At 35.5% G+C, this 21,400-nt stretch carries 18 protein-coding genes; 2 read left to right on the top strand and 16 right to left on the bottom strand.

From position 1 onward, the window contains the following. Positions 1 to 155 precede the first annotated feature (155 nt). From E0W73_RS05750 to E0W73_RS05740, 3 genes are all read right to left on the bottom strand, one after another. Entirely contained in the window at positions 156 to 1,472 is a 1,317-nt protein-coding gene (locus E0W73_RS05750; RefSeq protein WP_135221136.1) for an ammonium transporter, read from the bottom strand. 340 nt (positions 1,473 to 1,812) lie between these two features. Continuing rightward, positions 1,813 to 3,120: an amidohydrolase family protein gene (locus tag E0W73_RS05745; RefSeq protein WP_135221135.1), complete on the bottom strand. Its 1,308-nt coding sequence runs from the start codon at positions 3,118 to 3,120 to the stop codon at positions 1,813 to 1,815. Between the two features lie 35 nt (positions 3,121 to 3,155). Beyond that, entirely contained in the window at positions 3,156 to 6,152 is a 2,997-nt protein-coding gene (locus E0W73_RS05740; protein WP_135221134.1) for an amidohydrolase family protein, read from the bottom strand. A gap of 130 nt (positions 6,153 to 6,282) precedes the next feature. On the opposite strand from E0W73_RS05740, the gene E0W73_RS05735 reads away from it, so the two are divergent. Next, complete coding sequence (locus E0W73_RS05735) at positions 6,283 to 7,257, top strand: Gfo/Idh/MocA family protein (RefSeq protein WP_135221133.1); 975 nt, start codon at positions 6,283 to 6,285, stop codon at positions 7,255 to 7,257. Positions 7,258 to 7,336: 79 nt separating this feature from the next. Next, positions 7,337 to 8,872: a YifB family Mg chelatase-like AAA ATPase gene (locus E0W73_RS05730; protein WP_135221132.1), complete on the top strand. Its 1,536-nt coding sequence runs from the start codon at positions 7,337 to 7,339 to the stop codon at positions 8,870 to 8,872. 80 nt (positions 8,873 to 8,952) lie between these two features. Here E0W73_RS05730 and E0W73_RS05725 read toward each other — a convergent pair whose 3' ends face one another. The 13 genes from E0W73_RS05725 to E0W73_RS05660 form a co-directional block, all read right to left on the bottom strand. Beyond that, positions 8,953 to 9,501 carry a hypothetical protein gene (locus E0W73_RS05725; protein ID WP_135221131.1) on the bottom strand — a complete coding sequence of 183 codons (549 nt, stop codon included), beginning with the start codon at positions 9,499 to 9,501 and terminating at the stop codon, positions 8,953 to 8,955. Between the two features lie 81 nt (positions 9,502 to 9,582). Then, complete coding sequence (locus E0W73_RS05720; protein WP_135221130.1) at positions 9,583 to 10,101, bottom strand: hypothetical protein; 519 nt, start codon at positions 10,099 to 10,101, stop codon at positions 9,583 to 9,585. Between the two features lie 139 nt (positions 10,102 to 10,240). Next, positions 10,241 to 11,128 carry a hypothetical protein gene (locus E0W73_RS05715; protein WP_135221129.1) on the bottom strand — a complete coding sequence of 296 codons (888 nt, stop codon included), beginning with the start codon at positions 11,126 to 11,128 and terminating at the stop codon, positions 10,241 to 10,243. A gap of 116 nt (positions 11,129 to 11,244) precedes the next feature. Beyond that, the gene (locus E0W73_RS05710) at positions 11,245 to 11,742 is read right to left on the bottom strand and encodes an SRPBCC family protein (RefSeq protein WP_135221128.1); all 498 of its coding nucleotides are present in this window, start codon (positions 11,740 to 11,742) and stop codon (positions 11,245 to 11,247) included. A 224-nt stretch (positions 11,743 to 11,966) separates the two neighbouring features. Further along, complete coding sequence (locus E0W73_RS05705) at positions 11,967 to 12,470, bottom strand: SRPBCC family protein (RefSeq protein WP_135221127.1); 504 nt, start codon at positions 12,468 to 12,470, stop codon at positions 11,967 to 11,969. Next, positions 12,460 to 12,786 (bottom strand): ArsR/SmtB family transcription factor, encoded by a 327-nt coding sequence (locus E0W73_RS05700; RefSeq protein WP_135221126.1) that lies wholly within the window; start codon positions 12,784 to 12,786, stop codon positions 12,460 to 12,462. Before E0W73_RS05700 ends, E0W73_RS05705 begins: the two co-directional genes overlap by 11 nt. A 251-nt stretch (positions 12,787 to 13,037) precedes the next feature. Next, positions 13,038 to 14,222 carry a hypothetical protein gene (locus tag E0W73_RS05695; protein WP_135221125.1) on the bottom strand — a complete coding sequence of 395 codons (1,185 nt, stop codon included), beginning with the start codon at positions 14,220 to 14,222 and terminating at the stop codon, positions 13,038 to 13,040. Between the two features lie 173 nt (positions 14,223 to 14,395). Then, positions 14,396 to 14,860, bottom strand: a complete 465-nt coding sequence (locus tag E0W73_RS05690; protein ID WP_135221124.1) for a DUF1572 family protein — start codon at positions 14,858 to 14,860, stop codon at positions 14,396 to 14,398. A gap of 29 nt (positions 14,861 to 14,889) precedes the next feature. Beyond that, entirely contained in the window at positions 14,890 to 15,447 is a 558-nt protein-coding gene (locus E0W73_RS05685) for a hypothetical protein (RefSeq protein WP_135221123.1), read from the bottom strand. A gap of 314 nt (positions 15,448 to 15,761) precedes the next feature. Next, the gene (locus E0W73_RS05680) at positions 15,762 to 16,394 is read right to left on the bottom strand and encodes a hypothetical protein (RefSeq protein ID WP_135221122.1); all 633 of its coding nucleotides are present in this window, start codon (positions 16,392 to 16,394) and stop codon (positions 15,762 to 15,764) included. Positions 16,395 to 16,812: 418 nt separating this feature from the next. After that, positions 16,813 to 17,265, bottom strand: a complete 453-nt coding sequence (locus E0W73_RS05670) for a hypothetical protein (protein ID WP_135221120.1) — start codon at positions 17,263 to 17,265, stop codon at positions 16,813 to 16,815. Between the two features lie 376 nt (positions 17,266 to 17,641). Continuing rightward, complete coding sequence (gene lysA, locus E0W73_RS05665) at positions 17,642 to 18,865, bottom strand: diaminopimelate decarboxylase (protein WP_135221119.1); 1,224 nt, start codon at positions 18,863 to 18,865, stop codon at positions 17,642 to 17,644. Between the two features lie 950 nt (positions 18,866 to 19,815). Then, the gene (locus tag E0W73_RS05660) at positions 19,816 to 21,270 is read right to left on the bottom strand and encodes a glutamate synthase subunit beta (RefSeq protein ID WP_135221118.1); all 1,455 of its coding nucleotides are present in this window, start codon (positions 21,268 to 21,270) and stop codon (positions 19,816 to 19,818) included. Between the last annotated feature and the right edge of the window lie 130 nt (positions 21,271 to 21,400).

Here is a 21,400-nt window from a genome sequence, read left to right as displayed (position 1 = left end):
GTCTACAATTTAAAGTCTACAATCTAAAGTCTACAATCTAAAGTCTACAATCTAAAGTCTACATTTTAAAGTCTACAATCTAAAATTAAAAAAGCACTCTAAAATTAAATTAGAGTGCTTTTTTTATCAAGTAACGAAAAGTGAAAATTAATATCTTATAAGAATTCTCCGTGTTGAGAGATGTCTAATCCTAGTTCTTCTTTTTCTTCGGTAACTCTTAGAGGAGTGATTTTATTTACGATGAAGAATAAAGCGTAAGAAGCTACAAAAGCAAAGATTGAAACGATAACTAAAGCAGTTAATTGGTTGATGAATAATGTTGGAGTTCCGAAGATTAAACCTTGATTGTCTCCAACTGCAGGATTGATTGCTTTTGAAGCGAAAACACCAGTTAAAAGCATACCTACCATACCACCTACACCGTGACAAGCAAATACGTCAAGAGCGTCATCGATTTTTCCTTTAGGGAATTTGCTTACTACAATGTTACTCACAATTGCAGAAAATAAACCAATAAAGATTGCGTGAGAGATACTTACGAAACCAGCAGCAGGTGTAATAGCAACAAGACCTACAACAGCTCCGATACAAGCTCCAAGAGCAGATAATTTGTGTCCTAAAATTTTATCAAGGAAAACCCAAGCCATCGCAGCGGCAGCGGCAGCAACAGTAGTTGTTCCTAAAGCTTGAGCAGCAAGTCCGTTTGCTCCTAATGCAGATCCAGCGTTGAAACCAAACCATCCGAACCAAAGTAAACCTGTTCCTAATAATACATAAGTGATTCTAGCAGGATTAACTTTTTGAACTTTTCTTTTTCCTAAGAACATAGCTCCTGCCAATGCAGCCCATCCAGCGCTCATGTGCACTACAGTTCCACCAGCAAAGTCTAATACTCCCATTTTAAAGAAAACCCCATCAGGATGCCAAGTCATGTGAGCAAGCGGAGTATATATCAGTAATATGAATAAAACCATGAACAACAAATAAGCCCAGAAACGTACACGTTCTGCAAAAGCACCTGTAATTAATGCAGGAGTAATGATGGCGAATTTTGCCTGAAATAATGCGAATAATATAAAAGGAATTGTTGGTGCAAGGCTCCAAGCGGTATTGGTGCCAACTCCTTCGAAGAATAAATTATAAGACGGATTTCCGATAATCCCTCCAATAGTTGGTCCGAAAGCCAATCCAAAAGCAACAACAGTCCACAAAATAGTAACAATTACCATTGCCATGAAACTTTGAAGCATAGTACTAATTACGTTTTTCTTACCGACCATACCTCCATAGAAAAATCCTAATCCGGGAGTCATTAACAATACAAATGCAGTTGCAACGATCATCCAGGCGGTATCTCCTGTATCAAACTTTACAGCTTCTGCCGGAATTGGGTTGTCTGCAATAATAAAGTTCGAAATAAAGGTTAGGACCAAAATCGTGATAAGAATCACACTTAAAATAATTTTTCGCATAGTTATTTAGTTTTAAAATTTTTTATAAAAGTATAAAATGATTTCATACCCCAATAAAAAATGGGGTCATGTGTTTAATTTTTGTTAATTTTTCATTTTAACCCCCTCTAATTTTATTCTGTATGTTAAAACAATGTAAAAATTTACGATTTGGTAATCAATTTTGCCGTTGGTCTGCGATTTAGGTCATTTTTTGTTGAAGATTGGGTTTGAAAAGTGCGAATTTTAGTCAAAATGTTGCGGTATTATCTTTAAATTTCTAAAAATGATGGTTTTTTGAACAAAAAAAGACATCAAACGATTCACATTTGATGTCTTTTTAAGAAAGTAAGTTTAAGAATTACTTCTGGTTGTATTTTGCTTTAAATTTAGTATTCAGCTTATTCTGAAAAGTATCTAAATTAATGTTTCTTCCTTGAATGAATGCCATGGTCAGCTTATTGGTTCTCATATCAAGTGCATCGCCTTCTGAAATAAATAGTGTTGCGTCTTTTCCTGTTTCCAGAGTACCACACAGACTGTCAATGCCTAAAAGTTTTGCAGTGTTAGAAGTGATCAATTGCACCGCTTTTTCTTTATCCATTCCAAATGCGGCACAAGTTCCCGCTAAAAAAGGAAGATTTCGAACACTCATACGTTCGTGGTCGCCGCTGTTTTCTAAACCAACCAAAATTCCTTTATCAGTTAGGATTTTTGCCATTTTGTAAGGAAGATTTACATCCTGATCATCACTGGTAGGCATATCGTGAACACGTCTCAGCAAAACCCCTACGTTGTATTTCAATAAAATATCTGAGGCTTTGTGTGCTTCAAAACCACCAACGATAACAATTCTTTTGATTGAATTTTTAACTGCCAATTCAATAGCATCTACTATTTGTTTCTCTTCTTCAGCATGAATGTAAAGTATCTGAGTTCCATCAAATAGTCCTTTTGCAGCTTCCAGAACAATGTTTCTTTCTTTTGGAGTATCCTGATTATAGGCTTTTGCATTTACAAAGAATGCATTAACTTCTTCGGCCTGTTTTGGATAGTCCTTATTAGGTTCAATTACTCCAGGTTCGAACCAAGTTCCTGATCTTTTGAAACTAGATGGGAAATTCAAATGAATCCCGTCATTTTCTTTCATAATGGCATCGCTCCAACTCCAAGCATCCAGCTGTACAATTGATGATGTTCCAGAAATTCTGCCTCCTCTAGGAGTAACCTGTGCTACCAAAACCCCGTTTGGTCGAACAGTCTCTACAACTTTAGATTCTGAATTGTAAGCGATGATGCTTCGTACGTTTGGATTGATGCTTCCAATTTCTTCCTCGTCGTCAGAAGATTTTACTGCATCAATCTCTACAAGCCCTAAAGTAGAATTAGGCGAAATAAAACCAGGATAAACATGTTTTCCGCTTGCATCAATTGTGGTGTCGTAGGCATTGTCGGCTAGCCTTATTGTTGTAGCATCTGCAACAAGAGTCAGTTTGCCGTCTTTAAAGCCTATGGCGCTGTTTTGTATTACAGTTCCGTTTCCTAAGTGCGCAGTTGCGTTTAAGATTAAAACCGATTTGGATTGTTTTGGCGCTGGTATCTGCTGTGCAGACAGCTGCATAGAAGCGCAAAACAATAATAGAAGTTTGTATATATTTTTATGTGTCATGATGTTTTTCTTTATCATTTAGAATTTCTAAAGTTTTAAAACTGTTCTAAAGTATCACAGTGATATTCTTTTTTCTCTTTTCTGGTTGGAGTCTGAGTACTGTTTCCTTTGTTTTTTTCCTGCAGCATCTGTCCGATCAGAATGTTTCTTTCTTTGTTGATGGCTTGTTGTTTTTGTGCATCTTTTTCGATGTCAAAATATACCACTCCTTCAATGATTGTTTTTTCTGCTTTAGCATAAATAGATAAAGGGTTTTCGCTCCATAAAACTACATCGGCATCTTTTCCGACTTTAAGGCTTCCTACCTTATCGTCTATATGCAATAGTTTTGCCGGATTAAGAGTTACAAATTTCCAAGCATCTTCTTCAGAAACATTTCCGTATTTTACAGCTTTTGCCGCTTCCTGGTTCAATCTTCTTGACATTTCGGCATCATCAGAGTTGTAAGCTACGACCAGTCCTTCATTGTGCATAATTGGCCCGTTGTACGGAATTGCATCGTTTACCTCAAATTTATACGCCCACCAGTCTGAGAATGTAGAAGCGCCAACACCATGTTGTTTCATTTTATCAGCTACCTTATATCCTTCAAGAATATGTGTAAAAGTGTTTACCCTGAAATTGAATTTCTCTGCTACATTCATTAACATCAAAATTTCAGATTCTACATAAGAGTGACACGTAATAAAACGTTCTTTGTTTAAGATTTCAGCAAGCGTCTGCAGTTCTAAGTCAACTCTTGGTGCTTTGCCTTTTTTAGAAGAATTGAATTTTTTCCAGCTTTCGTCATATTCTTTAGCCAGTTGGAAATAGTCTGTAAAAACCTGCTCAACTCCCATACGAGTTTGTGGGAAACGTGTCGGATTATCAATTCCCCAGTTGGCTTGTTTTACGTTTTCACCCAAAGCAAATTTGATGAATTTAGGCTGGTTTTTGTACAACATTTCTTCAGGAGATTGTCCCCATTTCCACTTTACGATTGCAGAACGGCCACCAATCGGGTTAGCAGATCCGTGCAATAATTGCGAAATAGTTACACCGCCTGCCAAATCTCTATAAATATTAATGTCTTCTGAGTTTACAACATCTTGAATAGTAACTTCGGCTGTCGAATTGTGTCCGCTTTCATTTACACCCTTAGAAATTGCAATATGAGAATGTTCATCGATAATACCGCTGGTAATGTGTTTGCCTTTTGCGTCAATCACCGTTGCAGATCCGTCTGAAAGGTTTTTGCCTACAGCAGCAATTTTTCCATTTTTGATTAAAACATCAGTTTCGGTCAAAATTCCTTCTTTTTCATTTGTCCAAACTGTTGCGTTTTTGAATAGTATAGTCTGTGCAGTCAGTTTTTTGTTTTCTCCAAAAGCAATATTCGGATAAGTTACCGGCATAACTGCATTAGGCTTTTCTGCTTTGGTTGTATCTTTTACAGCAACAAATGCACTTGTTTTTACGGCATTCCAAGAAACTTCTTCTCCGTTAGAAAGTACTGCTTTTCCAGATAAATTAGGGGTGCTTTCGGCAAGTCCAGTCAAACGTGTAAAGTTTGATTTGATAGTGTCTTCAGGTTTTATAACCAATGAAATCCAGTTTTTAGAAATGGCAAAAGTGCTTTTCAATTTTTTGGAATCTGCAGTCGTAACCTCCGATTTTTGAGCTTCGGCAGTTCCGTCAATTTTCCATTTATAAAGATCTTTTCCAATAGTTAAATCGTAGTTCCCGCGAATGTCTTTAGTCGTCATATCGTTAACAACAAATTTATTTCCAAGAACCCAGTTTTCGTATAAAACTGTTTTTTCGTCAAAATAATCTCCTGAAGTTATAATGAAGTTGGCATAACTTCCCACTTTCAAACTTCCTACTTCATTGCTTTTTCCTAAAATGGCGGCCGGAATAGTAGTCAACGCTTCAAGCGCTTTTGTTTTGTCAAAACCATATTTTACCGCTTTAAGTAGATTCGGTTTAAAATCATCTATTTTTTTTAGCTTGTCTGTAGTAAGGGCAAAAACAATTCCGTTTTCAGACAATACTTTTAAGTTTGTTGGCGCTTGGTTCCAGAAACGCATATCTGCCAATTCGATTTGGTTTGATAAATACGGATTAGAAACATCATAAGCGTGTGGAAAACTGATTGGAATGATAAATTTAGCATTGGTTGCTTTGATTTCTTCAATTCTTTCGAATTCATTTCCGCTTCCTTTTAATACATAATTCAAACCGAATTCTTTAGCAATTTTAGAAGCTCTTAAGCTGTTTAATTTGTCTTCTGAAGCAAAAATCTGAACCAATTTTTCATTATTAGCAAGAGCTTCCAATGATAAATCTCTTGTTTCAGAATTTCCTTTTTTATACCAATCCAAATCAAGATACATCTGACGCAACAGCGCCATCATTCCCATAAGCGAAGTTGGATATGCTTGATTGGTCAAAGCGCTTTTCGTAAATGCAAAATGGTTGGTTAATTTATTAGCAATAATTTGTCTGCTGTTCTCGGTACTGTTCAATGCAACCAAAGCACCAGATCCTTGCGCAATTCCGTCTGGCATGTGTGTTCCTACAACACCAAAACCGGCTTTTAAGAATTCATCTGCTTTTGGTTGGTCGTATTTAAAAGCTTCATAACCATTTACTTCAGGCCTTACACTTTCGTTCCAGTAATAACCAGTTTTTTTAGTATCGTATAACGGATTTCGGTTTCGACCCGGAGTCATATTGCCTTTTGGCTTTTCAATTCCAAAAGTGGTGTAAATATCAATAAACGAGGGATAAATCGTCTTTCCAGCCAAATCAATACTGATGGCATTCTTTGGAATAGTTATGGAATTTCCAACTGCAACTACTTTTCCGTCTTGGATCAGTAAGCTTGCTTTTTCAATTTTTTGAGTCGGAGTTACATAAATCACGGCATTGGTCAAAACAGTGTAATTTTTGTTTTTGTTGTGCACGCTTTCATTTACGGGAAAGTATTCTTGAGCATAGGTTTTTGTTAAAAAAACGCTCAAAAAAACTAGTAATAGGGCTTTTTTCATAGGTTATTTACAATTTTGCTGCTAAAAATATGAAATATATGTTACATGAGATTTATTTTTTGTTAATGTTTTTCTTTATTTTAGTTGGTTTCGAATAAAGCCGTTATTTTTAATGAATAGATAATTTTTTATGATAAATACTGAAAAACTAAAATGGGGAATTGTCGGACTGGGAAATATTGCTCATCAGTTTGCATCTGATTTGGTACTGCTAGACAATATGATTTTGAAAGGCTGTGCTTCGAGAGACAGTGAAAAAGCGTCTGAGTTTGCCTCAAAATATACTATTGAAAAAGTGTACAGCTCTTATGACGCTTTGTTTGAAGATGACGAAATCGAGATTGTTTATATTGCAACGCCGCACGATTCTCATGCAGAACTGACGTTAAAAGCACTTGAAAGCGGCAAACATGTCTTGTGCGAAAAACCACTGGCGCTTTCGTATTCAGATGCTGTCAAAATGATTGAGGCTTCCAGAAAAAATAATAAGTTTTTTATGGAAGCTTTCTGGACACGATTTATTCCGGCTATGCAAGATGTTTTGCAGAAAATAAATAGTGGAGCAATAGGAAGCGTAAATTATATCAAGGCAGATTTTGCCTTTCACGGAAGTGAAATAGAAAACAAAAGACTTTTTGATAAAAATTTAGGCGGGGGAGCCTTATTCGATATCGGGGTTTATCCATTATTTCTGTCGTACATTATTTTAGGAAAACCCAATGAAATTATTTCAAAAGCCATTAAACATAAAAATGATATAGATTTACAGACTTCCATGATTTTGCAATATGAATCTGCTCAGTCGGTTTTGCATGTTTCTATAGTTTCTGAATCTGATATGAAAGCTTTGATATCTGGTACGGAAGGTAGAATCGAGTTAAATGCGCCTTGGTACGTGGCAAATGGTTTTTCATTATTTAAAGAAGATCAGGAGTCTGTTTTTAATCTGCCTGCTACTGGAAAAGGTTATGCTCATGAAGCGATTGAATGTTTCAACTGTATTCGTAATGGTCAGATTGAAAGTGAGTTATGGTCGCATCAGAATAGCTTAGAGTTGAGTGGTATGGTTGAAAAGATTAAAAATCAGATTAAACTTTCATTTTGATACAATATTTTGTAGTAAAAAAGCTATATTTTGAAATATTTTTTGTTAGTTTGGAAAATATATTAATGAATAGGTTTTTATGCTTACAAAAGTTTACGGAAGTGCTGTTTTTGGAGTAGAGGCGACTACTATTACAGTAGAAGTCCATATGGATAAAGGAATCGGGTACCATTTGGTTGGTCTTCCAGATAATGCGATTAAGGAAAGCAGTTTTAGAATTGCGGCTGCGCTTAAAAATAACGGTTATGCGATGCCGGGAAAAAGAATCACCATCAATATGGCGCCTGCCGATCTTAGAAAAGAAGGTTCTTCGTATGATTTGACATTGACAATGGGAATCTTAGTGGGTTCTGAACAGATAAAAGCGCCTGAAATTGAACAGTATATTATTATGGGCGAACTTTCGCTTGACGGAAGTTTACAGCCTATTCGCGGTGCGTTGCCGATTGCTATAAAAGCGAAAGAAGAAGGGTATAAAGGTTTTTTTCTTCCCATTCAAAATGTAAAAGAAGCGGCTATTGTAGCAGGGCTTGATGTTTATGGAGTAAGCAATCTAAAGGAAATAATAGATTTTTTTGCCGGAAAAGATACGCTGAAACCAACCGTTATAGATACACGATCCGAATTTTATAAAACGCTAGATTTTCCCGAATTTGATTTTTCAGATGTCCGCGGACAAGAGAGCATCAAACGCTGTATGGAAATTGCGGCAGCTGGCGGCCATAACATTATTTTAATCGGTCCTCCTGGAGCGGGAAAAACGATGCTCGCAAAACGTGTTCCGAGTATTTTGCCTCCAATGACTCTGCGTGAAGCACTTGAAACTACCAAAATTCACAGCGTAGCCGGAAAATTAAAAGAGGTCGGATTAATGAATCAAAGACCGTTTCGAAGTCCGCATCACACTATTTCGAATGTTGCATTGGTAGGCGGGGGGAGTTATCCGCAGCCGGGTGAAATTTCGATGGCGCACAATGGTGTTTTGTTTTTAGATGAATTGCCCGAATTCAAGCGTGATGTTTTAGAAGTCATGCGTCAACCTTTAGAAGATCGTGAAGTAACCATTTCTCGTGCAAAATTTACGATTACGTATCCGTCTTCTTTTATGTTGGTCGCGAGTATGAATCCGAGTCCGAGCGGTTTTTTTAATGATCCGAGTATGCCCAATACTTCGTCTCCACATGAAATGCAGCGGTATATGAGCAAAATTTCGGGTCCGTTATTAGACCGAATTGATATTCATATCGAAGTGACTCCTGTTCCGTTCGAGAAACTTGCCGATGACCGAAAAGCAGAAAGCAGCATCGAAATCCGTAAAAGAGTAACGGCGGCGCGTGAAATTCAGACACGCAGATTTCAGGATATCGAAAATGTGCATTACAATGCTCAAATGAGCAGTAAACTCATTCGTGATTATTGCGTTTTAGACGAACAGTCTAAGGAATTACTGAAAACAGCAATGGAAAGACTCAATCTTTCTGCCCGCGCTTATGATAGAATTCTAAAAGTTTCGAGAACAATCGCCGATTTAGATCATTCTGAAAATATTGTTTCTTCCCATATTGCAGAGGCAATTCAGTATCGAAGTTTAGATAGAGAAGGATGGTTGGGATAACTAAAATCAGTCCTGATTTACTTTTTAATCAGGACTAATTTTAGTTTCAATTGTTTCCTTTTCAGTATTGATTAAAAAAACTATTCTGGAACTTCTATGCCAAAGCTGTGAATGGGAAAAATTAACCATCGACCAGCTAATTTCATTGCCTTCTTTATTTTAATAATGCGTTCTTTATTGTCTTCCAATTTTAGAGTAATCGTTAAATCGTAAATTTCGCATTCAGCTTCGGATCTGTCTTTAAAGTGGTGCACTTTTTTGCTTTCTAGCAGATTAGATTCGATTTTCGTAATTTTTGCTTTCTGCCAATCGAATAGCGTATTAAAATGTGCGATATATTGATTGATTGTCTTGATTTCGAATGCTTTATTTTTATTTACTTTTTCGGTAATGATTTGTATGTACTCATCAGGCGAGCTCATATTATCCATTTCTTCAGTACTTATTGCACTTGTTTGAAAACCATAGAGAGCAGTTTCTTGTGGCGTCATAAAGAGAGCGTATATTTTTTCAGCATTTTTATTTTTGATGTTGTCTACAATTTCTTGTGCAAAACTATCAGCAGTTTGTCCATTGGTATTGCAAGAATTCAAAGTTATGAGGCTGATAAATAATAGGATATACTTCATGTTGAGGTAAAATGGTTTTTAAATTAGATTTTAAATAAATACTTGATTTAAGAACGTAAGGTTCTCTAGGTCAGTTTTAGATTATTGCGAAATTATTTTTGCTTGTAAAATTTGCTCTAAATCCTGAATGCTTTTTTTGCTTTCTGCCTTAAATCCAAAAGAAACCATTGCAGTACCAAAAAGTAACATTCCCAACGGAATTAATAATCCAGGTAGGGCTTCTAATGCAGACTCATTACTAAACATAACAGTAAAAATCACTCCTAATAATGCTAGAGAAACACCGCCAAGCCAGACAATCATAAAAACTTTTACGAAAGTGTGCAGTTGCATTTTTACATTTATCTTGGTGCCATTTAGGTCTTCTCTGATTTCTCCTTTTATAAGTGGTAAAAAAGAATTTCTGTAGGTAATATTTTTTTTTATTTCGAATCTAGAATCGTAAACTCTCCCAAGATAAGGTTTAGTATAAGGATTGTTGAATCCAAAACTAAATGATTTTTCTGGCTCGATTTCATTCTCAAGATGTGCTGTAAGTTCTTGTCTGTTTAATGAAGAATGATATATTAGACGTTCAAACGGAAGTAGTTTTTTTAGCATTTTGATTTAAGGGTTAATTATTTTTGGTATTGCTTAAAATAATGATTTTTTGAAAATGGAAAATGAAATTTGCATAAGGAAATCCCATTTCATTATTGAAGCGGGATTTCAAAATTTTCAATAGCAATGAGAAATTCCATTATTTTGATTTAAGATAGATATACTGTAAATCATCTTTTGCGGTAGCATATTTAAAATATTTTTCTTTGTGAAGAATGGAGTTAAAATAGAGTTCCTGCGCCTCCTTTTTATCTTTTAATTCTGAAAGAGCCATAAACTGAGCAAGAAGTACGTGGTATAAATTATCAAAATTTACTTTACTGTAAGATTTGCTTTCTTCATAACCCGTCCATTCAAAATCATCAAAATCAAGATCAGTATGGTAGTAGTATTTTTTACCATTAAAAGTAGGCAGCTTTTCAGAAAAGGCTAAAATTTTATCGTATTTCTTGAGCATCAAAAGTACTTTAAAACGTCCTCCTACTAAAGAATTCATCGTATTGAAATAAAATATGCATTTCTCAGTTTCGTTTTTAAGACCTAATTCGTCAATATTTATGTTTTTTGAACTCAGATCGGCGTTGTTAAATAAAGATGCAATTCCGCCATGTATTCTGTAATAGTAATTGTCTAAAAGCCAGCGCTCATCAATTTTCTGCGACAATATTTCTTTTGCCACTTCGATATTTGGTCTAGGTTTTTGTTTTTCGCTTACTAGATTATAATGAATTTCACGAATTACATACCATAAAACGAGTTCTTCATTATTGGGTCTAGAAAGATATTTTTTAGAAATAAGCGATTCGCTCCCTTTTCCGACTTCAATCAAAGTTTCGCAAATAGAATTTAGTTTTGGCGTTTTTAATGAATCTATCGACTTTGCAAATTGTTCTCCACTTGCATTTGGGTTTTGAGAATATTTTTCGCTTATGGCAATTAGATTTTTTAAATCTTTATTTTCAAGTTTAACTTGAGCATAATTGCTAAAAACTATAAGAAAGAATAACAGGCTTATTGGTTTTTTCATTTAGTTTATTGATGGTTAGTAGTAAATTTTTGGTAATTTGAAATTGTTTTTTTCATTCGAAAAATACAAAAAAATCCTGCGCAAAGCAGGATTAAAAAACTGTATAAATAAATATTTTATCTCGATGCAAAAATGCTGTCCAAACCTTCCAGTGCAATGGTAAAACCTTCTTTGAAGCCCATCTGAATCGTCATTTCTAAATCTGACAGTTTATCGTGTTTGATTACTACATTCACAAAAGTTGAAGTGCCTTGTTCTGAGAACGTCACATCCCAGTCAGAACGCGGAAATTCGGTGTTTATATTTCCTTCGCTGTCGCAAAAGGCATCCAACCATTTAAAATTTGTCTTTGGACTGATTGAGGTAAAATCGGCTAACGCCCAATGTTCTTCACCTTCTGGGCCTACCATTGCATACAATCTGCGTCCGCCCTCTTTAAATTCCATGCTTTTCGTTCTTGATTTCCAAGGAGCGGGTGCCCACCATTGGTCTAAAATTTCTTGTTCTGTCCAAGCGGACCAAACTGCCGAAAGATCAGCATTAAATTCACGTTTTACATGTACCGTACTTGTTTCTTTGTTTACGGTAAAATCCATTAAAAGATTATTTTTCATAGTCTTGTTATTTTAGGTTCGTTACTAACTTTAGCCTGTTGCGTGAAATTATTTTTTTTCAATTCTATTAAATCAGCTTAGATATAAATCTGTCTAAATCTGCTTTAATCAGTTTGAATCTGCGTGAAAAACAATAAGCAAAAGAATTTCACGCAAATTTTAGCAGATCAAATTTGATTTTAATTTTTGAATGAAGCTACTTTATTCTATTTCACGGGTTAACTTTATTTCTTTTTGTCTTCAAAAATTTTATCCAAGCTTTTCATCGTGGCTGTAATTCCTTCTTTAAAGCCCATTTCTATAATTTTTTCCAATTCTTCCAAACTGTCACGTTTAATTGTGATGTCAACTAGAGTCAAATCACCTTTTTCCAAGAAACTGATATCCCAATAAGAACTTCCAAATTCTGAATTCGGATTTCCGTCGGCATCGCAAAAAGTAGTCGAATGTTTAAAATTTGTCTTCGGAGAAATCGAACTGTATTCAAAAAAACTCCAACGTTTCTGGCCATCTGGGCCAATCATAGCGTAAAGTCTTTTTCCGCCTTCTTTAAATTCCATTATTTTAGTTTCCGATTTAAACGGAGCCGGCGCCCACCACTGATCAAGAATTTCTTGTTCTGTCCACGCCGACCAAACATCTGAAAGCGGTGCATCAAATTCACGTGTAATGTTCACCTTTTTATTTTCTTTATCAACCGAAAAATTCATTATAAGATTATTTCCCATTTTCTTTAGATTTTAAGTTTAATAATACCTGATCCAATTGACTAAAACGCTGTTCCCAAATCTTTTTAAACTGTTCCAGCCATTGATCAATTTCTTTCATTTTGTCTATTTTAAGCTGATAATAAATTTCGCGTCCTGCCTTTTTTTCGTCAAGCAATTCACATTCGTTTAAAATTTTAATGTGTTTTGAAACCGCCTGTCTAGTTATTTTAAATTGTTCGGCAATGGCATTTGGAGTCAGTGCATTGGATGCCACTAATACCAAAATCGCTCTTCGGGTCGGATCGGCTATAGCCTGAAAAATATCTCGCTTCATTGTTTTTATATAATTGTGCAACTAATAGGTTGCAAATATAAGCAACTTTTTGGTTGCATTTTAATTTTATTTACTTTTTTTAAAATTAATAAAAGAAAAAAATGAGCTTATGGAACTGAATGCGTGAGGAATAGGAGTGGAAGTCCGCAGTCTGACAAAGGAATACGAGGACTTGCACAGGATAGCCCGACCCGAAAGGACACGCCCAAAAAAAATCCCATTTGCTTCTATACAAATGGGATTTGGTATTTTTATCTCCTGATCTGATTGCGAACGATAATGTCTTTGAGTTTGGCTTTTAGATCTTCGCCCGTATCAAAAATCATTTGTTCGTTGTTTGGAAAAGCGACAGAGCGTTTGTTGAAATATCCTAGATAATCTTGGTCGCAAGCGCTTCGGTCTCCTTTGTAAGTTGAGTAAATATTCTCAAAGACATATTCGCTTGTTACGGGAAAAGTCTGCACCAACTGATTGGTTTTTAGATCCACATAATCGACTTTTGCCGATACGAAGCACGATTTGAACTGTCTTGATTCGTAGACATTGGCTCGCAATGTTTTGTAATTGTCTACTTTTATTTCTTTTCCTAAACTGTCTTTCACGGGTCTTCCACGACTGTCTAAAAGTGTTTTTAAGCCGTCTTTTACTTGTTTTTCTTTAACAAACTCACGTTCCTTAATTTGTTCTGGCGAAATAGCAATTTGTACAAAATTGATAATCAAGCTGTAATCGTAAACTATGTTTTTTTGTCTTGCACTATGATAAACTGTCCATTTGTCGTTTAGCCCGTAAGTTTTAAAATCTAGCAAATCTTCCTGCAACATTCTCGGAATCACCAAATCGGTTTGATTGGTGGCGTAAACGTCTACATAATCTGTTCCTTTAGCCAGCGCATTATCCATGAGTTTTTTAGCGTCCTTGTAGTTCGGAATCAGATTTTCCAAATAAGCCAAATCATCATAGGCTTTTCTATAATCAAGTTTGTTTTTTGATTTTAAGAGTACCTGAGCGTTATCGTACAAATATTTTGCAAATGCATTTTTGCTTTTTACAATCTGGTCCGAATAATTATCGAAAGCAAAACTGGCATCTCTTCCTTGTTTTAATAAACGAAGCGGCAAGATCGGACGTATTTTTTCCTGCCGATTATTGAGTTGCAGATAGGTATTAAAAATGCTTTTTAAGTTGGCCTGATTCTGCTCTTTTTCCATCATTTCGATGTTTCTTAAATCGCGTTCTTTGGCTTTTGCAAAAGCTTCTTCGAGCATATAAACGTAATCCTGCTTTCCTTTTGAGTCTTTTTTTGTTCGCAGCGCTTCAACAGAACGGTCAATAGCCGCATCATAATTTCCGTCGCTTAGCAAAGACTGCGTAGTTTTGACGCCGCAGGAAACAGCAAGAAAAAATAGAGCAAACAGAAAAGTAATTTTTTGCATAGGGCTTAGTTTTGAAGGTGTAAATATATCTTTTTTAACATTCAACAACTATGCCTTTCTCCAAATTTATTTTAGGCAGCAGTAACTATCATTTCATAATACTGAGCTGTCCCGCTTTCCGCTGCAATCTTTTATGGCTTCGCTAAAGAAACGAGGGATATTGCACTGCTTTATTAAGCCAACAGTTTTTTAATCAGCACAATCTGACCTAAATGGTAATAACTGTGCTCAATCATGGCATCTATATTTCTTAGGTAAGTTCCGTATTTTTCATCCACAAAAACCTGATTGAGTTTTTCGTCTGGCATTTCTTCAACTAAATTGGCAAATTCCGTGGCATCATTCCAAAATTTATCTAAAAAATTCGTCCAGTCTTTCTGTGAGGAAATAGGAGGAAAGTCAAAACTGAATTTGTCTTTTATGTCTAATGCACCTCCTTTAAAAACATTATTTATTCCACTTACGTAATAATGAATATGTTGCGCCAAGACCGCAATAGTATTGAGATTTTGAATAGGAGTTACCGCAATTTTCCAAGCAAGCCCATCAAGCTGGTCTTTGTAATTGGTATTGGCCACCCAAGTTCCGTTTAGGATAATTTCTCTAAAACGATTTGCAATTTCTAAGGTACTTTTCATATTCAGAATATTTAGAAGTTATACTGGTTTTATTCTTGCTGAATCCATTCGTATTTACCGTTTTTTAGATAAATAACGCCTCCGCCACAGCTTTCATCAGCATGAATAAAAATGCCGTCCTGTTGAAGTTTTATTTTATCTTCTTCTTTGACCTGATCTTCGCCGATAATCTCGCCTTCTTCGTTTACATTATTATAGTAAACTTCATTCTTTGGGGCTTTCTCAAAAATGCCAACCCAGTCAATTTCGTCAAAACCTTGCTGAAGAATATCATTTCCAAAACCTAAATAATCAATCTTTTTTCCGTTCCCATACGTAATTTTGAGACCGCTTTTTTGGTTTTTTGTGCTTCGGAATATTTCTACAGTTTCGTCTAGATTGTCTCCGTCAAGATCACATAGAATTTTGTTGGTTTTATGTTTTGTCGAAAGTACAATGGTGTCTGTCTTTTTTATTTCGGGCTCTTTTTCTGATGTAATTTTTACAGCATCTTTTGGCGTAATTTGTAGATTTTCGGTTTCTGTATTTGTTTCCTTTTTACAAGAAAAGGCAAATAAAGCTAAAAGGAGTAAAATTCTAATTTTCATATTTGGCGGAGATAAAATTGGACTGCTAATATAAAAAAATACGTATGAAAAATCACTACTTTATTCTGCTGTGAAAAGTACTGCAATGCATCCTTCTAGTTGTTTACGACAATCTTAAATATATTTCAGCCACCAATTATTCTTTACGTATGTAATCAATATTTTGAATTTAAAATAGTAGATTTAAAGTGGCAATTGAAAAGATTTTGAAGATATTTTAATCACAATACGCTATTTGAAAAAGAATAAAAAGGACAGTATAAAAAGAGTTTTTTCGTGTTTTTTTAGATTAATTTCGTAAGCTCAGTTTGTTTTTATTTGATTGTAATCCAGTCTGATTTTGCGTTCATTATTTTAGGTTCCGCAGGAGTTTCAAAATCGTTGTAAGCTCCAATTCTATTTTCTTCGGTGGTCATAAAAACAAATTCCCAATCGTTTTTTTCATCATAAATGACTTCCCATCCCATCATCAAATTTTGATTGATTTGAGTTTTAGGATATAGTTTTTTGATTTCCTGAATAGAAGATTTCGGATGCAATCCATTCGTAGTTCTTAGCTTTTCGTTTAAAGCAGCAATCGCTAGAATTTCATCAGAATCTCTTTTGGGAATAAGAGCAAGTACCAATTCATCTTTAAAAGAATACAAATACGCTTTTCCGCCGCCGTCAAATCCAAAATCATAGGCTTCGGCTTCAGTTTTGCTGAGATTTTTCAAGAAAGATTCAGCTTCATTCATGGTCATTCCAATGGTAATGTCGCCAACTTTCCCTTTTTCAATCTTAAAATTTTCAAAATCGAAATTTGGAGTTTCTCTGGTTTCTGGTGCTACTTTCTGAATGGTAACTTCTTTCGCTTCTGTATTTGCATTTTCAGTTTGCGTTTCAGTTTTTTTTCCACAGGAAATTACAAATAAAAAGAGAATCAGGAGGCTAATTTTTGATTTCATACCCTCCTTTTTTTGATTTGATATATAATTTCCCAAAAAACGACTGAAAACAATGCGTTAAACAAAACTGCAGTTTTTATATCGTATGGATCATAATTGGAAAATAGATGTAATTCTGAAAATTTTAGGGATAGGAATAAGGCTAAAACTGCGATTATAACCGAGGAAATTATATTTAGTAAAGGTTTCCATTTTAATATGGCGAATGCATAAATGATATTCAAAAGTCCAAAACCACAACCTAATGTGATATATAGATCCGTTTCTAATTTCTGGCGTATTGGCAGCAAAAGAAATGTTGAAATGATATACAAGAAAAACAAAGTTGAATAAAGCAGGAATCGTATTTGTGGTTTCATTTGAATAGGTTTTTAATATCTTATTTTGAATAAATTCAGAAAAGGAAAACTTATCGAGGTCAAGGCAAAAGCGCCTCTATTTTAGCCTCTGATTTTTCTTTCAGCGGACTATCGGCATGCAAGCTCCAGATAACAAGGAATTTTCCATTGGCGACATATTCTTCCGGATGTTCATCGGTTGGCTGGCCGTCTTTTCCCCAAAGCAATCCTTGCAGGAATCGATCGCCTTTAAAAGTGTGCTCAAACTCAAAATACATGATAGAGCCACTATCGCCTTTACTTTTAAAACTCTGAATGGCTTTGCTTTTTATTTTGCCGACAATATTGCTGTATGTTTCAATATCATTGTAAAAAGTACAGGCTTGCGCCGTAATGCAAACATGCCCATCGCTAACCATATAACCTCCTTTTGGAATTTCTTTTGGTTTTAGTTTTAAATCGGCTAGGGTTTGGCTGAATGAATTGGTTGTAAATAATAGTAATAGTGTTGATAGTAGGATTGTAGGTTTCATGATTTTTGGGGTTTATCAAATTAGATTTGGTCTTACAAAAAAAGCACAAAATCTTAAGATATTTGTGCTTTTGTAGAATTTTTTATTACTGTTTGTGTTATTCACAAGCGGTACTCTCGCATCAGTAGAGGGAATAGACGATGCAAATCTTCGCTTGTTCGCTATCATTTGAGTTTCCTTCGTCGAAATGACAATCTGTGTCGGCAGAGCTTATACAAACAAGTATTGAGTTTACTTTTCTTGGACTTCGACTTCGCTCAGCTTGACAATCAATAGAAAAAATCTGCTCAAATCTGCCAAATCTGCGTGAAACAAAAAAAAATCCCGCCTCAATTAAGAAGCAGGATTTAGAGTGATATTCCTTTTTTTTCTATTGTTAAACCGTAGCAGCAACTTCTTCTGGCAACGGAATTTGATTTTTAAGTAAATCTTCAAATGTTTCGGCTTGACGAATTAAGATTCCCTTACCGTTCATCCAAAGAACTTCAGCTGGTTTGTATCTTGAATTGTAGTTGGATGACATTGAGAAACAGTATGCTCCGGCGTTTCTGAACTCTAAAATGTCACCTTCTGTGATTTCTGCAATTCTGCGGTTGTTTGCAAAAGTATCTGTTTCACAAATGTATCCTACAACAGAGTAAAAACGCTCTTTTCCTTTTGGATTAGAGATGTTTTCGATATGGTGTGAAGATCCGTAAAACATCGGACGGATTAAGTGGTTGAAACCACTATCAATTCCGGCGAAAACTGTAGATGTTGTTTGTTTTACTACGTTTACTTTTACTAAGAAATGACCTGCTTCAGATACAAGGAATTTTCCTGGTTCAAAAATCAATGTCAAATCTCTACCATATTCAGCACAGAAAGCATTGAATCTTTTAGATAATTTTTTACCTAATTCTTCGATGTCTGTTTCGATATCGTCTTTTTTGTAAGGCACTTTGAATCCGCTTCCGAAATCTAAGAATTGTAAATCTTTGAAATGTTTAGCTGTGTCGAACAGGATTTCGGCAGCATACAAGAATACTTCGATATCTAAAATATCAGATCCTGTGTGCATATGAATTCCGACAATGCTCATTTTTGTGTTTTCAACGATTCGCAAAATATGTGGAATCTGGTGAACAGAAATTCCGAATTTACTATCGATGTGTCCAACAGAAATATTAGCGTTTCCGCCCGCCATTACGTGTGGGTTGATACGAATACATACCGGAATATGAGGATGTTTTGTTCCGAATTGCTCTAAAATAGATAAATTGTCGATATTGATTTGTACACCCATTGCGGCTACTTCTTCGATTTCTTCTAGAGAAACGCCGTTTGGTGTAAAGAAAATTCTTTCGGGTTCATAGCCAGCGTGAAGCCCTAACTGAACTTCCTGAATTGATACAGTGTCTAAGCCAGACCCCATGTTCTTTAATAACTGTAGAATCGCAATGTTTGACAATGCCTTCATGGCGTAATTAACTCTCAAGTTCTCCACCTTAGAGAAAGCTTTGGTTAATCGGTTGTACTGTGATTGGATTTTTTCAGCATCGTAAACATACAATGGACTTCCGAATTGGTCTGCTAACTGCAGTAAATCTTTTGCTTGCATTTTTAAACTTATTTTGGGCAAAGTTATTACACTTTTGATTACCAGCAAATAAAATGCAGAAAAATAACAAAATATAACAAATTGTTTTATTTTAAACAAAAAGTTGTTGTATTTGAAATTTTGTAACTCTTTTAAGGTGCTAAGGTTCTAAGATACTAAGATGCTAAGTTTTTTTGCCACGAATTTCACAAATTACACGAATTTTTAAAATGCTGCTGAGATTTTTTGCCACAGATTATATTGACTAAATGGGGTTTAATGCCAATTTCTTCTAAAGATTAAGATTTTTAACCACAAATTACACAAATTTTCGCAAATTTTTAATTTTTTATTTTTCGCAAAAATGCTCAAAACATAGCCCGTGGTTTCAACCACGGGAAACGTTGCGGATTGAACGTAATCCTTTTATTGCGTCCCCGTGTTTGAAACCACGGCAATATTTGAAAATCAGATTTTTTAATTTTCATTTTTCTCAAAACACATAAAATATAGCCCGTGATTCAACCACGGGAGCGTTACAGATGAGGCGTAATCCTATTATTGCGTCCGTGTTGAAACCACTGGCAATATTTTAAAATCAGATTTTTTAATTTTTATTTTTCTCAAAAATGCTATAACATAGCCGTGGTTTCAACCACGGGAAACGTTACGGATTGGGCGCAATCCTATTATTGCGTCCCCGTGGTTGAAACCACGGGCTATGTTTGAAATAGAAAACGTTTAGAAAAAATAAAAATTCGCGAAAATTTGTGCAATTGCTTCGCCAGTTCGCTATCGCTCGGGTTGTGGCAAATAAAAATCAATATAATCCTTTTAATCTGTGGCAAAAAAACAAAACCCCTGAATATAAAATTCAAGGGTTTGTTAGTAGTTATGTTGTTTATCGGAATAAAGATTTAATAAAGTGCTAGGAAAAAAACTTAGCACCTTAGTATCTTAGAACCTTACAATTAAAGGCTTGGTAAATCTCCTTTTCCTTTAGTAGGCAGGTTAGTAGATCCCATAAGGAACAAATCTACCTCTCTTGCTGCTTCGCGACCTTCTGAAATAGCCCACACGATTAATGATTGTCCACGACGCATATCTCCAGCGGTGAAGATATGAGGAACATTTGTCTGATAATTATGAGCTTTATAGTTGCTTCTTGCGTCAGTTTCGATTCCTAATTGCTCGCTTAATGTTTTCTCAGGACCTGTAAATCCAAGAGCCAATAAAGCTAAATCGCAAGGCCAAATTTTCTCAGAACCTTCTTTTTCGATTAATTCAGGACGCTGACCTGGAGTCATTTTCCAAGCTACTTCAACCGTTTTTAATCCAGTTAATTCGCCTTTATCGTTAGAAATGAATTCTTTTGTGTTGATCAACCAGTTTCTGTCGCAACCTTCTTCGTGAGAAGAAGATGTTTTTAACTGCAACGGCCAGAAAGGCCATGGAGTTGACTCGCTTCTTCCAACTGGAGGTTTTGGCAAAATCTCAAAGTTAGTTACCGATTTCGCTCCGTGTCTGTTTGAAGTACCGATACAGTCAGAACCAGTATCTCCACCACCAATAACGATAACATCTTTTCCAGTTGCTTTAACCTGATCCGGAATTGATTCTCCGTATAAAACTTTAGTTTGTTGTGTTAAGAAATCCATTGCCTGAACAACTCCTTTGCTTTCGATTCCTTTGGTTGGAAGGCTTCTTCTTTCAGTTGCTCCTCCGCATAATACGATAGAATCGAATTGGTTTAATTCTTCAACGCTGAAATTAACACCAACATTTACATTGGTTTTGAAAGTGATTCCTTCTGCTTCCAGAATCGCTACACGACGGTCGATGATTCCTTTTTCTAATTTGAAATTTGGAATTCCGTAACGTAATAAACCTCCAATTGCGTTGTCTCTTTCAAAAACAGTTACAGTGTGACCTGCTCTGTTTAATTGCTGAGCTGCTGCAAGACCTGCAGGTCCTGAACCAATAACGGCAACTGTTTTTCCAGTTCTTGATTTTGGTGGCTGTGGTTTAATCCATCCTTCAGCGAAACCTCTTTCTACGATGCTTTTCTCGATGTTTTCGATAGAAACCGGATCTTTGATGATTCCTAATACACATGATTTCTCACATGGAGCAGGGCATAAGCGTCCTGTAAATTCAGGGAAGTTATTAGTAGATTGTAAAATCTCTAACGCGCTCTGCCATTCTTCCTGATGCACCATGTCATTGAAGTCAGGAATTAAATTTCCTAACGGACAACCACTGTGGCAAAAAGGAATTCCACAGTCCATACATCTTGATCCTTGTTCTCTTAATTTATCTTTTGGTACCGGAATAGTAAATTCGTTGTAGTTCGAAACACGTTCTGCAACTGCTAAATTACTTTCGTCGGCTCTGTTATATTCTTTAAATCCGCCTATTTTACCCATGACTTTTCAATTAAATTCCAATTTCTTTAAATTCCAAATTCCAATCCTTGGACTTCGCTCAGGAAGTCATTTTCATTGACATTGATATTGCCATTGTAATTGAAATTGATTTTTGTTTTTTGAAATTGAT

The sequence above is a fragment of the Flavobacterium foetidum genome, assembly GCF_004634245.1.
GTDB classification, from domain to species: Bacteria; Bacteroidota; Bacteroidia; order Flavobacteriales; family Flavobacteriaceae; genus Flavobacterium; species Flavobacterium foetidum.
This window is presented reverse-complemented; position numbering and strand designations above follow the sequence as displayed.

Bases quoted from the DNA above. Each gene is read 5' to 3' on its own strand.
- E0W73_RS05750 (WP_135221136.1), bottom strand. From the start codon at position 1,472: ATGCGAAAAATTATTTTAAGTGTGATTCTTATCACGATTTTGGTCCTA.
- E0W73_RS05745 (WP_135221135.1), bottom strand. From the start codon at position 3,120: ATGACACATAAAAATATATACAAACTTCTATTATTGTTTTGCGCTTCT.
- E0W73_RS05740 (WP_135221134.1), bottom strand. From the start codon at position 6,152: ATGAAAAAAGCCCTATTACTAGTTTTTTTGAGCGTTTTTTTAACAAAA.
- E0W73_RS05735 (WP_135221133.1), top strand. From the start codon at position 6,283: ATGATAAATACTGAAAAACTAAAATGGGGAATTGTCGGACTGGGAAAT.
- E0W73_RS05730 (WP_135221132.1), top strand. From the start codon at position 7,337: ATGCTTACAAAAGTTTACGGAAGTGCTGTTTTTGGAGTAGAGGCGACT.
- E0W73_RS05725 (WP_135221131.1), bottom strand. From the start codon at position 9,501: ATGAAGTATATCCTATTATTTATCAGCCTCATAACTTTGAATTCTTGC.
- E0W73_RS05720 (WP_135221130.1), bottom strand. From the start codon at position 10,101: ATGCTAAAAAAACTACTTCCGTTTGAACGTCTAATATATCATTCTTCA.
- E0W73_RS05715 (WP_135221129.1), bottom strand. From the start codon at position 11,128: ATGAAAAAACCAATAAGCCTGTTATTCTTTCTTATAGTTTTTAGCAAT.
- E0W73_RS05710 (WP_135221128.1), bottom strand. From the start codon at position 11,742: ATGAAAAATAATCTTTTAATGGATTTTACCGTAAACAAAGAAACAAGT.
- E0W73_RS05705 (WP_135221127.1), bottom strand. From the start codon at position 12,470: ATGGGAAATAATCTTATAATGAATTTTTCGGTTGATAAAGAAAATAAA.
- E0W73_RS05700 (WP_135221126.1), bottom strand. From the start codon at position 12,786: ATGAAGCGAGATATTTTTCAGGCTATAGCCGATCCGACCCGAAGAGCG.
- E0W73_RS05695 (WP_135221125.1), bottom strand. From the start codon at position 14,222: ATGCAAAAAATTACTTTTCTGTTTGCTCTATTTTTTCTTGCTGTTTCC.
- E0W73_RS05690 (WP_135221124.1), bottom strand. From the start codon at position 14,860: ATGAAAAGTACCTTAGAAATTGCAAATCGTTTTAGAGAAATTATCCTA.
- E0W73_RS05685 (WP_135221123.1), bottom strand. From the start codon at position 15,447: ATGAAAATTAGAATTTTACTCCTTTTAGCTTTATTTGCCTTTTCTTGT.
- E0W73_RS05680 (WP_135221122.1), bottom strand. From the start codon at position 16,394: ATGAAATCAAAAATTAGCCTCCTGATTCTCTTTTTATTTGTAATTTCC.
- E0W73_RS05670 (WP_135221120.1), bottom strand. From the start codon at position 17,265: ATGAAACCTACAATCCTACTATCAACACTATTACTATTATTTACAACC.
- lysA (WP_135221119.1), bottom strand. From the start codon at position 18,865: ATGCAAGCAAAAGATTTACTGCAGTTAGCAGACCAATTCGGAAGTCCA.
- E0W73_RS05660 (WP_135221118.1), bottom strand. From the start codon at position 21,270: ATGGGTAAAATAGGCGGATTTAAAGAATATAACAGAGCCGACGAAAGT.